Here is a 13,096-nt window from a genome sequence, read left to right as displayed (position 1 = left end):
ACATAGTTGAGCAGGAAAAGTCGCCATCGTCACCGGAGCTTCAAAAAGAATAGGCAAAGGCATCGCAAAGGTATTTGTCAGCCAAGGCGTTGAAATCATGATCGCTACCCGTGGTGAAGCCGACGAAGCAAGTTACATTACAGGGCAGCAAATCGTAGTTGATGGAGGCCAAATCCTGCCGGAAAGCCTCGATGCCATCAACGAAATGAGATGAACAAGGTACATGCGATTAATGTAGATGAAATTTTACGTAATAGTCCTGAGCTCCTTGCTTAATATACTTGGTAAGTCTGACCAATGGCCAAATTTCTCTTTATAATTTTCGATGGTCTGCTACCACAATTGTCGCAAAGTGCTACAATTAATCAGAAATAACAGGAGAAAATCATGGCTACAGCAAGTATTAGATTAGACGAGGGCTTAGTAGAAAAAGCGAGCATTATGGCGAAAGCGTTAAACCGAACTACGCCTAAACAGATTGAGCACTGGGCTAAAATTGGCGAAATGATGGAAGATAATCCAGATTTACCTTATGAATTTGTAAAGCAAGCGATCATTGCCAAAGCAGAAAAAGAAGCTGGCAAACTTGAGGCTTACGAATTTGACTAAAGTCACACACGTTACACAAACCCCAAGTTTTAAAAAGGCCGTCAAAAAACTCCACAAAAACCAAAAGAGTGATCTTGATAAAGCGGTTAAAGAACTAATAAAGAACCCTCTGCTTGGCGAACCTAAAAAAGGTGATCTTGCATTTATGCGAGTTTACAAGTTTAAAATGATTAAGCAGCTCACCTTACTAGGTTACTGCTATGAGGATGATGCTGTCGTTTTAGAGCTACTAACTTTTGGTTCTCATGAAAACTTCTATCGAGATGCTAAGAAGTTACTTTGAGGGATCAGAGCTAAGACCATCTAAAAGCAAGATCACAATACTAGCGCCTCAATTCCACGGATAACTGACCAAGAAATTGCGTCATAAATTCAGTTCGCTTTCTCGCTTCCGCTCTCGCCGATAACGTATGCATAGAGTCTTCTAGGTTAAGCAGCTTGGTGTAAAAATGATCGAGGGTAAATTCGGCATCGTCAGGGTCTCGATCTTCGCAAAATGGATCGATTTGGGAGTAAAACGTTCTGTCTAGTTTGGAACCTATTTGAATACATCGAACGATCCCCATCGCTCCTAAAGCATCCAGTCGATCTGCGTCTTGAACAATTTTTGCTTCGAGTGTGCGAGGGGGAACGTTGGCGCTGTAGCTGTGTGCCACAATCGCGTGGTGGATATCAGCTAGGTCGTCTTGGGGATAGTCTATGGTTTTCAAGAACGTAATCGCTTTGTCGGCGGCGTATTGCGAACTTTGGCTTCGTTGCGGATGACCTTTCCCAAACGAAAAACAGTCATGTAGATACGCTGCTGGAATCACTACTGAGCGATTCGCTTTTTCGGCATCACACAATGTTTTTGCAGTCGATACGACGCGTAGCACGTGATTCATATCATGCGCTAAATCTTGATCCATTTCACCTGCGATGTAATCCCGCAATAAAGGCTCGTATTCTTTCAATAACATCTCAAGTTCTTATTTTGCCGCTTACTATCTTAGTTTACTGCATACCGTGCAATGACACTTAAACGCTTTGCAGCTCATACTACTGTCGCGAATACTACTGCCGTGTATACCCATTTAAATTAGATCATCTAAGAACCTTGAGCAGTAGATGTCTTTTCCTCTCTCATCATAGTTCTTAGACAGCGCGTTCATAAAACCATGTAAATAGTTCGATCTTTCAATCTGTACATTGGGCTTGTCTTTGACTGCGTCGATCAGTTCATCAACCGAAAAGTGTGCCTCTTCTCGCGGAAAAATCAGCCTAATATTGAAGTTCGGTATAATCTCAGTCGCATTTCTAATTTGAGAGCCGTAAAAGCATTCCGCTCTTACAATCTGCGCACTGTTCAGGTCATTATTCAGCTCGCTCGACAGCGCCCAAATCGCTGACGCTCCGACACTAAAGCCAATCAAAATAACGGGCTCGGTAAGCGCTTCAATATGTTGTTGTAGCCTTTGTGTGTATAAACCTAACCCTACATGCGTCGAAAAGTAGTTGTAAGCCTTCTCTTCATCGTCAAATGTTAGGTGACCACGATACGGGTCAATAATGTCATAATGTTTGGCGCAACGCGCTGCTAAGGCTTGCAACGCTTCTGTTTTCCCGAAGATATCCGAGACAAAAATACACTTCATATACCTTCCTTATACAACATGTTTCACAACGCGACTTTCAAGCGCGCTCTCAAAACACGACGTTAAAACCGCGTGAATTAAGTGTTTTCCTTGTCATTCCTATACTCTGATATTAAGTGTAACACCGTGTAATGTGATTTTTTCAGAAAATGAGCTAATTTAATCAAGACCTTACATTTCATATTAATGGATAGAGATAGGACGATACGATGCAAAATGACGGCAAAAAAATGAAAAGACGGGATTTTCTATCGATGGCGGGCAGCGTGACCGCTCTAAGCGCATTTCCACTTATCCCAAAATCAGCGATTGCATCCACGCATCGCGAAGAAGCGCCAAAAGACGCAAAAATACACCGCCTCGGTATCTATCCGACAATTGGAATCTGTCGTGTAGGCGGCAGCGATCAATATTTCCTTGCCCCTGAAGTACCTGGGTTACCTCCGATGCCAGAAGGAGGCTTTAAAGACGGTACTCAAGCCATTAAAAAACAAGCGCAGCGCTTTCGAATTTATGCGTTTGATGACCAAGACAGAGTCATTGGCGAAATCACCGAACACAATGCAACCATCGAATGGAATGTTCATTTAGCGAATACCAAGGCGGCTTGGTATGGTTTTAATAACCCACTCGACAACGGTGAACTGGCCCCCGGTATTCCAGGCCAAAAGCGTAATCAATATTTCGTTTCCGATGAAGAACGAGAACGTATGTTGGTCATCAATGGTGGCGAGCGCTCCATTTCTGGCATCAATCAAAATGGCGATACCGAAAATGATACCTACCAGTTTGTCGGTCAATTCTGGAATGAAGAAACCGTCAAACTTGGAAAGATAAAAACAGACGAGCACGGTCGACTAATCGTCATTCCACCTGACGGTGTTTCAAACAGCCCAACCAACGCCGCTATTACGAGTTTCGCCGATAACGATGGCTGGCACGACGATTGGTGCGATGGACCAGTACAAGCAACCGTAAAACTCCCAGATGGCACTTTTATGGAAGCGGATACCGCATGGGTTGCTTGTATTGGCCCGAACTTCGCACCTGAAATCCCACCGGTTACAACCTTATATGATGTGATTTCAAATATGAACGCAGAGCAAGGTTGGACACCGCCTGTTCAAGCGCCAATCTCTTTCAGAAAACACATCTACCCTATTTTCCGTCGCTTAGGGTTAATGGAATGGGTCAGCTCTGCTGCCAATCTGCGTCAAGGTTGGCTAGGGGTTGGGAACTTTTCTGACCCGGCTTATATTAAACAACTTGCGGATCCAAGCCCTGCCAACCAAGCCTTCCGACAAGATATTTTTACGAAGTTCCGTAACCCGAACAATGTAAGCGACACCGCCTACCTTGATGAACGTTTAAAAATGCCCATGATGCTTGGCGATGGTATCAATTATGATGGAAGCCCGCTTCAATGGTTCCAGTTCCCGCATCAGCAGTACCAGTTCTTAGAATATTGGGCGGCCGGTAACTTCACGAATGATTTTGAAGATGACAAAGCCGATGCGATCCACACGATCGAAGATGTCGATCTCAAATTACAACCGGATGCATTGACTGAGGCCGCGCTTGAGCCATGCTCAGGTGGCGCATTCCACCCTGGCGTCGAACTGACTTATTATTTAAGAATACCGAGTATGTATGCGCGTAATTACGATAATGCCGCTGACCCCTTCAGGCTAGCCCATAGAAAACGCGACAAACTTGTACAGAATATTGGCCGACTGCTCACGTTAGAAAAAGCAGAAAAAGGTGACCCAGCTCTTGGAACATCTCCTCCGTTAGCACACCAATGGGCGGGAGACCTAACTCGTTGGATGGGGCTGCCTTGGCAGTGTGATGCCTTCAGCTGTCAGCAGGTTCTGATGCAAGAAGATTTCCCGACTGCGGTATGGTGGCCGGCCCTATTGCCGATAGATGTATTGCCCGAAGAGAATTACACTCAATTAATGGACGAATCTCTTGATGATTCTGAACGTGTAAAATTCTACGAAAACAGAGCGGACTGGAAAAGAGGCGTTGCAGGCATCGGTTACCACGCCAATGCAAGCTACTGGGACGGCATTACCAACATGATTACGCTTTGGGAAAGAATGGGCTTTGTTGTGAAACGAAAAGGCCCTAAAGGCGCAGGTACGGGTGGCTTATCTGCTGTCCCCAAAGAGATGTATGTCGAAGTAGGACGCGGAAATGTCGAAGATCGATTCAAGTGGAATCCATCAATGGGAGACCTGCCTAATTGATTAGCTCGACCCTATACGATGTAGCGATTGTCGGTGGTGGCCTTGCAGGTGCCGCCGCCGTCATTGCACTAAAACAGTCAGGTTTTTCCATTGTTTGGATACGTCCTAAAATGGAATCGATCGAATACAAAGTAGGTGAATCATTAGCTCCGGCGGCGAACCCTATTCTCGCGGAGTTAGGGCTTTCCTATTTGTTAGATACACCCGAACACAGATCATCAAACACGACATTTTCGGCTTGGGGACAAGAAGCACTAGTCGAACGCAACAGTGTTATACACTTAGAAGGCGCTGGGCATATCGTCAATAGAGCCAAGCTGGAAATGGATCTTTATTCCCTCGCCACTGAAGAATCGGATCTAGTGATTGAATCCAAGCTAAAAGAAATATCCGAAAGAAACGGTAATTGGTTAATCCCCGCTGATTCTGAGGAGCAAAACACTGTAGCCGATAAACCTGTATCGACTCGATTTGCGATCGATGCAAGTGGCCGAACCCAAGCACTTGGAAAGATTCTGTCTAAGCAAAACGTAACGAAATTGAAAACCGATGACCATCTTGTGTGTGCGTACGCATTCTTGAAGCAACGTCCAAACTCCGAGGTTCTTGCTACACCAGCCACGCTGATAGAAAGCACGAAAAACGGTTGGTGGTACGCTTCTCTTTTGTCAAATGGCGATTTGTCCGTCAACTTTTATACGGATCCTGATTTGATGCCAAGAGGTGTCACAAACGAGCTCGACGTATGGCGTGCATTGTTAGATCAAACGACACATATCGCACACTGGATTGATGACGCTGAATTTGAGGTCAATTCAGAGCCAGAATTAACAAGCGCCGCTACCCGCTGGTTAACTCCCGCCGCAGGCATCGCCAAAAAAGCAGGATGGATGGCAATTGGAGATGCCGCTGCATCGTTTGACCCCCTATCTGCGCATGGAATGACAACCGCATTTTGGGCAGCCGCGCAAAGTCAAAAAATCGTGGCGTCATACTTAGCCAACGACTACAGTGCTCTTCAAAAATACACTGACGCCGTTAAAAAAGGTCGAAGAAACTATCTATTACAACGAAATTCCATGTATTCACATGAAAAACGATTTCGAAATAACACCTTTTGGAAAAGGAGGTTATAACAGATAACGATTACGCAAATTAGGCAATGTGCGGAGATTCGGTCCGTTTACGCCGCACAAGGGTCTCTAACGGTTTCATCAATTAACCACTGTGTAGGTCAAAACGGATAATGTTGATTTGGATCTTCTACCGTAATCCAGCGTAAGTCGGTAAATTCCGCAATGCCAGCTTTGCCGCCAAAACGCCCAAAGCCAGAATCACCAACACCTCCAAAAGGCATTTGCGGCTCGTCTGATACCGTAGGACCATTAATGTGACAAATACCGCTGTTTATCGCGTTGGCACATGACAGAGCGCGATTGATGTCTTGAGAAAAAACTGCGGCGGATAATCCATATTCACTGTCGTTTGCAACCCGGATCGCTTCGTCATCGCCGTTGACTCTAATGATTGATTTAACCGGACCAAAGCTTTCTTCATTATAAATACGCATGTCTTTGGTAACGCCATCTAATAAAGTCGCTGAAAACATTGAGCCGTCACTGTCGTTTCCACAGGCCACTACAGCCCCCTTTTCGAGTGCATCAGCGATTAAAGTATGCATTTTATCGGATACTTGAGGATCGACTAACGACCCTAACACCACGTCGCTCCGAGGATTCCCCCAAGGTAACTGAGATGCACGGGCAACAAGCTTATCGACAAACATATCGGCAATCTCATCATCAACGATAACACGCTCAGTTGACATACATATTTGCCCTTGATTCATAAAGGCACCGAAGATAGCAGCATTTACTGCGCCATCAATATCCGCATCAGACAACACGACAAGAGGAGCCTTACCACCTAATTCGAGCAACGCTGGCTTTAAGTTTTCCCCTGCGATTCTCCCTATAATACGCCCTACTGAACTCGACCCTGTGAAGTTAACATGGCGAACTTCCGGTGCTTCAATCAAGCCTCTTACAATGTTTGGAGCGTCCTTTGGGTCATTCGAGATAAAGTTAACAACACCTTTAGGGAAACCAGCTTCTATAAAGCAATCAACAATTAGCCTATGAGTAAGAGGGCAAAGCTCAGAGCCTTTAAAAATAACGGTATTACCACATGCAAGTGGCATGGCAATCGCTCGCGCTCCTAAAATAACAGGAGCATTCCAAGGGGCGATTGCCAAACAAACACCTTTTGGTTTATTTACAGACATCGCCAGCGTGCCTGGTTTGTTCGAAGGAATCACTTCGCCGCCGATTTGAGTCGTCATGGCCGCCGCCTCACGAATATGACTGGCGGCCAACATTACGTTAAAACCCGCCCAAGTGGACGTTGCTCCTGTCTCAGTAATCATTGCTTCGACAAAGGCCTCTCGCTTAGCTTCCATCACATCGGCGGCTTTATTCAATAACCCTCGACGCTCAGTCGGCCCCATGTTAGCCCAAGCTGAAAAAGCATCTTGCGCCGCTCTAGCGGCTGACGTGACATCTTCTAACGTAGCGGCAGCAGACACAGTGGCTACCGTACCCGTGACCGGATCCAAACGAGAATAATCTTTGTGGTTGCTGGCTGCTACGTTTTGACCACCGATACTTAATAAAACCGTCATAATGTTTTCCTTATTTTATAAGTTTAATGTGTCGGCAGTGACAGAGGCTTCTAGGCCGCCATCAGTTGCAATGTTATTACCATTTACCCAACGCGCTGCATCTGAACATAGAAATAAAATAACTGGCGCTATATCAGACGGTGTTCCTGAGCGCCCAACTCGTTCTACATCGGAATTAACTCGCTCATCCCCAAGAACTTGACGGAACTGTGTCAGGATTGGCGTTTCGACTGGACCTGGTGAAACGGCATTGACGCGAATATTTCTCGATTTAAACACCGGTTGATGGGCTGCTAACATAGTCCAAACTAAGAGTATTTCCTTTGAAATTGGATAACCAAGTTCATTAGGAATCTCAAAATTTTCCATCAGTTTGCTTGGCTCTGGAAAACCACTTAACTTCGCAATCGCTGAGGCACGTTGTGCGTTTTCACGCCATTCATAACCCGCCATAGAAGCGACGTTAACAATACTACCGCCCGTCCGAATTTTCGGAGCGAGACTTTCGGACAAGGCTTTTAAACCAAAAAAATTAATCGCTAATGTCAGCGCCGCACCACCTGTACCCGAAACACCAGCTACGTTACACAACGCATCTATGCTATCGGGAAGCGCATCGACGATCTGATCAACACCTTCTTGAGTCGAAATATCTCCTTGCAAAAAAGTGCCTATTGGATCGTTTGGCTTCTTAACATCAATACCAATAACTTCAGCACCCATATGCGCAGCAAGTTTAGCGGTGTATTGTCCAATGCCACTAGCAACGCCAGTCACCACAATAATTTTCCCAAATAGCATAGTCGTCTCCATTTTTATTTTTGATTACTTTTTATTTAGATTCAGAAGATAAAACCTGTGGTTTATTAGCGACTGAATTACGGAACATTTTGCAGATGCAGCCCTCCATCGACCCAAAAAACATTTCCTGTCATATATGGAAATTTCCCTAACGCTAATTGGGTAGAAACCACGCCAACGTCTTCTGATAATCCCCAACGAGAAATAGGTAGATGCCCATCTTCAATAAATTCATCTACTGTATTCCGACCAGTAGAAGCCGTCATTTCAGTTTTAATAAATCCGGGACGAATTTCATGGACGAAAATACTTTCTTTAGCAAGACGGTGAGAAAACACTTTAGCCGTCATTGAAAGGGCTGATTTTGTAATGCAATACTGACTTCGTTCTGTATTCACCATATCCGCTGCAATGGATGTAATAAAAATAATGCTGTGGTATTTTTCTGAGCCAATACTGTATTGACACATTTTTTTCGCAACGTATTGAGTTAAGAAAAATGTTCCTCGTAAATTCACGTCAATTGATTTATCAAAAAGCTCTTGAGAAAGGTCTAAGACATCCGTCAATGGGCGTGCTGCGATTCCAGCGTTGTTTATAAGACAGTGAATACTTCCAAGGTCGCGTTCAATCGAATCGATTACCTCAACATGTTTATCAATTTGGCTAATATCGAGTGAGTAATAACGATAAGAGCCGTTCCTTTCGCTTAACCGTTTTTTAAGCTCCAAACTCAAATCGCTTGTATCTTTCACATCCAGTATCGCAACTTGAAATCCATTCCTGACAAGTTCTGTCGCAATGTCAAAACCGATACCTTGAGCTCCTCCCGTTACTATTGCATTGCGTTTCATACACTTTTCCTACTTTAAAAACGACGTTATGTCTGAGTTCAGGCACACCATTAAATAGTGATATTTTCAGTGAATTAGAGTGCTCATTTTCTTAGCTGTGTTGAGTAATTTAGGTACCAGCTTCATTGCTGTTTCTTTATTTAATCGATCAGATGTCGCTGATATAGAAACAGTCATATAAGGCAATTTGCTGTTTTTGGATGGAATCACAGTTGAAATGCCACTTACTCCAGGCAAAACAAGGTCTTGCGCGTAAATATATTGCTTGTCTTTCATTTCTTTTATCATTTTTGGAATATTCCGTTGCAATGAAAATCGATGTTCATCAACCCATTCCAACGGCGCATCAAGCTGCGGCTTGTGTATCCAGCTTCGCTGCTGCTCTTCATCCAAATATGACAAAAGTACAATGCCCGAATAGCTCGCAGTGAAAGGCTTATAGTCACCCTGCTGAATAGTATTAGGAAGTATGGGGCTGTCGCCTTTGCAAGCAATGATGTAGCGAACTCCATTCAGTTGTTTTAATGAGACATAAACCAAGTCACCACAATCATCTGCTAGTTCTTGAGCGTATTCTTTTAGCTTATCCATATCGTGTATCGGAGAAGGAGCACTGAGCCCGAGAGTGAATAATGCAGGACCAAGTTGGTACGATTTGTCGGGAAGTTGTTGAACAAACCCAACTTCCTTTAAGTCACTTAAAATTCGATGAACAGAGGCATGAGCAATACCGCTTTCGAGTACTAAGGTTTTTAATCTCACACCTTTTCTAGAACTGCTTAAATTCGACAAGATCAACGCCACCTTCCCGACTAACAGGGTATTTTCATTTATCATTAAATTTCCTTATAGGGTTTACCTTAACAACCAAATCTAAATGCAATGGATAGTGTCATTCTAGTTGCTTAGAAGTCAGTGTTAAATAGAAAGTTCACATCGTGGACTTATTTACCATTCTATTCTTCCAACATTACGTATACCTTTAAATAACGAGAACACAGAACATTCACGAATGGATTTAATGCTAACCAATGGAGTTAAATCATAATGAATAAGCCTTTAGAAAACAGAGTTGCCGTTATTACTGGTGCTGCGGGCAGTATCGGTCGAGAAGTATGTTTAAAACTTAATATGGAAGGCGCGAAATTAGTACTAGTCGATATTGATGTTGAATCCTGCAATAAATTAAAAGATGAAATACACAATTTGGGTGGTAATTGCATCGTTGTTATTGGCGATTTATGTTCAGATGGAACGCCAAATAGAATACGTGATTCAGCGCTCAACGCATTTCAAAGAATTGACATTCTAATAAATAATGCAGGCAGCGGAAGTGAAATGAAACCAATATGGGAAATGGAGTTTTCTGATTGGGAAAGAGACATAAAACAAAACCTAAGCAGCCAATTCTTAATGTGTAAAGCGATCATTCCTCAAATGTTAAAACAATCATACGGACGAATAATAAATGTCTCATCTTCCGCAGGAATGGAAGGTCATGCTTTAAGCGGAGGGTACGCCGCTGCTAAAGCAGGCGTTATCGCAATGACCAAAGTACTAGGAAAAGAATTAGCTAAAACAGGTGTCATTGTAAATACCATCGCGCCTGCTGTTATTGAAACTAAGATGCTACAAAAAGAGTGGTTTAACGAAGATGTGAAAAACAGCCTATTAGAAAGAATACCAATGGGACGACTGGGTCAACCCAGCGAAGTCGCAGAGATGATTAATTTCTTAGCAAGTGAAAAAGTCAGTTTTACCACAGGGGCTGTTTTTGATTTATCAGGCGGCCGAGCTACCTACTAAATAAATATAATTAAAAGGAGTATTCAGTGAATCTTTCAGAAAATAAAAAAATCGAAACAACGTTTAATGGATTACCGTTAAACTACTATGATTCAGGCGTTCCGCGTGTAGAAAACGATAATTTACCGATGGTTATTATTCACGGAACAACAGGAAGTACAGATACTCATTTTGGGTATTTATTCCCTCTAATATCATCACGCTGCCGAGTTATTTCAATAGATTGGTCAAATATAAATGAAGATAAATTAACACTGTCTGATTTGAAGGAGCAAGTATACTCTGTCATTAACATGACATTAGAAGGAAAAAAATACAATTTACTTGGTTATTCTCTAGGTGCCGTTATCGCTGCAAAAATAGCATCTGAAAGAGTTAATGACGTATCAGGTCTAATATTAGTTGCTGGTTGGCAAAAAACAGATGAACACCAAATACTACGTAATCATATATGGAATATTTTGCGTAAAGAAAATTCCGAAGCTTTAAAGCTATATATGAGTTTTTGTGCTTTTAGCACTTCCTTCATTCAAAACAGCTCTTTAGAACAAACCGTTGAAAACGCTAAAAAAATTGAAATCAACGAGTTTATAGATAAACAAATGAAGCTAAATTCAACGATTGATATAACAGATGATTTACCAAGAATAAAAGCAAAAACACTCGTAATAGGATGCAGTCAAGATTTGATGGTTCCAACGCATCATAGCAAACAACTATTCTCCTCAATTGATAGAGCATCTTATTTAGAAATTCCAAGTGGTCACGGCGTTGTATACGAAAGGCCTGCGGAACTGTTTCAACATATTGATCATTTCATATCAAACCCTGAAAGATTTACCGATGGATCTGTTATCAATGTGCGTCAAGCGTAGAAAATACTCTATCAAATTTTGGAGAAGACAATGAATAAAGAAGTCGATGTATTAATTGTAGGCAGCGGTTTTGGTGGGCTTGGTTTAGGCGCAAAACTAAAACAGAACAATCACCCATCGTTTGTCATTATCGAAAGAGCGAATGATGTAGGCGGTGCATGGCGGGATAATACATACCCTGGAGTGGAGTGTGATGTTCCATCTCATTTATATTCATTTTCTTGGAAAATGAACCCGAATTGGTCTAAAACGTTTGCTCCAGGAGATGAAATTCTAAACTATATGCGTGACTGCGCAAAAGACGAAAATTTACTTGAAAACATCGATTTCAATACCGAAATGTTGACATCGACATGGAACAGTAAGGATAAGTTATGGCATATAGAAACAACACAAGGATTATATATTGCCCGTTATTTAGTTACCGCGGCCGGGCATTTAGCTGACGAACATTTACCTAACATAGAAGGCTTAAAAGACTTCAAAGGAGATTGCTTTCACTCAGCGCGTTGGAACAATGACGCAGATCTTACAAACAAACGTGTTGCGATAGTCGGATCAGGTGCCTCCGCCATACAAATAGTGCCGGAAATTTCGAAAATTGCGAAAGAAGTTGTCGTATTCCAAAGAAGTGCAGCGTATGTCGTCCCCCGCCCTGACAGTATATATACTGAGCAGCAAAAACGTTTATTTAAACGTATGCCGTCAGAAATGAACAAACTTCGACAGGATATTTTTTGGGCGGGAGAATATAACTTTATACAAAGAAGGAATGTTCCAAAGTTTGTTAATGAAGCAAAAAAAACAGCATTAGACCACCTCGAATCACAGGTTGAAGATCCCGATATTCGTGAAAAATTGACCCCAGATTACGAAATTGGTTGTAAACGGCTATTAATATCCAATCACTATTTCCCAACATTTAACCAACCGCATGTCTGCTTAGAAGCATCTGCTTTGCATAAAGTGGAAGGAAATACACTCTTTGGCAAAAGCGGCGTCCGTTATGAAGATATTGACACCATTATATTAGCGACTGGATTTGAGGCGACCCAACCCCCCTTTGCTAAACGCGTATTTAATGACCAGGGTCATAGTTTAGATGCTCAATGGGATAAAGGAATGCAGGCATATGATGCTATAACTGTCCATAACTTCCCCAATTTATTTGTTATTAATGGTCCAAATACTGGTCTCGGCCACAACTCTGTTGTTTACATCATCGAAGCACAAGTGGATTACATTATGGAGGCCCTAGAACACATAAAAATTGAGAATAAGACGGTATTTGAGGCCAAAAAATCATCCGAAGAGCAATTTGTGACGCGTTTACAACAAATGAGTGAAGGTACTGTTTGGCTAGCAGGAGGCTGCAAAAGCTGGTACGTCGATCAACGTAGCGGAAATTTAACGCTGGTATGGCCCGATTTCGCATATTCTTTTCGCGACAATAATGGCACGTTTCATCGCGAAGGTTATGACTTAAGTTAAAGCGGCCTCTTTATTAAAAGCCCGTGTAGAGAGAATGTATAAATTAAGTTGAGAGCGCTCTTTCAGAGCGTCCGTTATAAAAATAAAAATTAAG

Annotated in this window: 13 protein-coding genes and 1 pseudogene; 8 read left to right on the top strand and 6 right to left on the bottom strand. The window is 42.6% G+C overall.

The features are described 5' to 3' along the window. Positions 1-25: 25 nt before the first annotated feature. The 3 genes and pseudogenes from MARME_RS22945 to MARME_RS08400 all read left to right on the top strand — a co-directional run. Positions 26-82: pseudogene (locus tag MARME_RS22945) on the top strand (hypothetical protein); the annotation flags it as partial. A 305-nt stretch (positions 83-387) separates the two neighbouring features. After that, positions 388-609, top strand: coding sequence for a TA system antitoxin ParD family protein (locus tag MARME_RS08405; RefSeq protein WP_013660827.1), 222 nt, complete (start codon positions 388-390; stop codon positions 607-609). After that, complete coding sequence (locus MARME_RS08400) at positions 602-892, top strand: type II toxin-antitoxin system RelE/ParE family toxin (RefSeq protein WP_013660826.1); 291 nt, start codon at positions 602-604, stop codon at positions 890-892. The genes MARME_RS08405 and MARME_RS08400 overlap by 8 nt, the downstream gene beginning before the upstream one ends. Positions 893-932: 40 nt before the next feature. Here the strand turns inward: MARME_RS08400 and MARME_RS08395 are convergent, their stop codons facing one another. Together MARME_RS08395 and MARME_RS08390 are read right to left on the bottom strand one after the other, a co-directional pair. Continuing rightward, a complete protein-coding gene (locus MARME_RS08395; protein WP_013660825.1) occupies positions 933-1,568 on the bottom strand; it encodes an HD domain-containing protein in 636 nt (211 codons plus the stop codon). A gap of 114 nt (positions 1,569-1,682) precedes the next feature. Continuing rightward, a complete protein-coding gene (locus tag MARME_RS08390; protein WP_013660824.1) occupies positions 1,683-2,243 on the bottom strand; it encodes a dienelactone hydrolase family protein in 561 nt (186 codons plus the stop codon). A 209-nt stretch (positions 2,244-2,452) separates the two neighbouring features. Between MARME_RS08390 and goxA the strand changes: the two genes are divergently transcribed. Together goxA and goxB are read left to right on the top strand one after the other, a co-directional pair. Beyond that, positions 2,453-4,495 (top strand): CTQ-dependent glycine oxidase GoxA, encoded by a 2,043-nt coding sequence (gene goxA / locus MARME_RS08385; protein ID WP_013660823.1) that lies wholly within the window; start codon positions 2,453-2,455, stop codon positions 4,493-4,495. Continuing rightward, complete coding sequence (gene goxB / locus MARME_RS08380; protein ID WP_013660822.1) at positions 4,492-5,631, top strand: glycine oxidase maturase GoxB; 1,140 nt, start codon at positions 4,492-4,494, stop codon at positions 5,629-5,631. The genes goxA and goxB overlap by 4 nt, the downstream gene beginning before the upstream one ends. Positions 5,632-5,729: 98 nt before the next feature. On the opposite strand, the gene MARME_RS08375 is transcribed toward goxB, so the two are convergent. The 4 genes from MARME_RS08375 to MARME_RS08360 form a co-directional block, all read right to left on the bottom strand. Then, a complete protein-coding gene (locus MARME_RS08375; RefSeq protein ID WP_013660821.1) occupies positions 5,730-7,175 on the bottom strand; it encodes an aldehyde dehydrogenase in 1,446 nt (481 codons plus the stop codon). Between the two features lie 15 nt (positions 7,176-7,190). Further along, positions 7,191-7,976: a coniferyl-alcohol dehydrogenase gene (locus tag MARME_RS08370; RefSeq protein WP_013660820.1), complete on the bottom strand. Its 786-nt coding sequence runs from the start codon at positions 7,974-7,976 to the stop codon at positions 7,191-7,193. 77 nt (positions 7,977-8,053) lie between these two features. Beyond that, entirely contained in the window at positions 8,054-8,830 is a 777-nt protein-coding gene (locus MARME_RS08365) for a 3-ketoacyl-ACP reductase (protein WP_013660819.1), read from the bottom strand. Between the two features lie 66 nt (positions 8,831-8,896). Then, positions 8,897-9,667, bottom strand: coding sequence for an IclR family transcriptional regulator (locus MARME_RS08360; protein ID WP_013660818.1), 771 nt, complete (start codon positions 9,665-9,667; stop codon positions 8,897-8,899). A 210-nt stretch (positions 9,668-9,877) separates the two neighbouring features. On the opposite strand from MARME_RS08360, the gene MARME_RS08355 reads away from it, so the two are divergent. From MARME_RS08355 to MARME_RS08345, 3 genes are read left to right on the top strand one after another with little or no spacing between them, the layout of a single operon-like run. Further along, entirely contained in the window at positions 9,878-10,636 is a 759-nt protein-coding gene (locus MARME_RS08355) for an SDR family NAD(P)-dependent oxidoreductase (protein ID WP_013660817.1), read from the top strand. Positions 10,637-10,662: 26 nt separating this feature from the next. Continuing rightward, entirely contained in the window at positions 10,663-11,511 is an 849-nt protein-coding gene (locus tag MARME_RS08350; protein WP_013660816.1) for an alpha/beta fold hydrolase, read from the top strand. A 30-nt stretch (positions 11,512-11,541) separates the two neighbouring features. Next, positions 11,542-13,002 (top strand): flavin-containing monooxygenase, encoded by a 1,461-nt coding sequence (locus tag MARME_RS08345; protein WP_013660815.1) that lies wholly within the window; start codon positions 11,542-11,544, stop codon positions 13,000-13,002. Positions 13,003-13,096: the final 94 nt, after the last annotated feature.

Source organism: Marinomonas mediterranea MMB-1 (assembly GCF_000192865.1).
GTDB lineage: Bacteria > Pseudomonadota > Gammaproteobacteria > Pseudomonadales > Marinomonadaceae > Marinomonas > Marinomonas mediterranea.
Note: the sequence above shows the minus strand (reverse complement) of the source record. Positions and strands in the feature narration are given on the sequence as shown.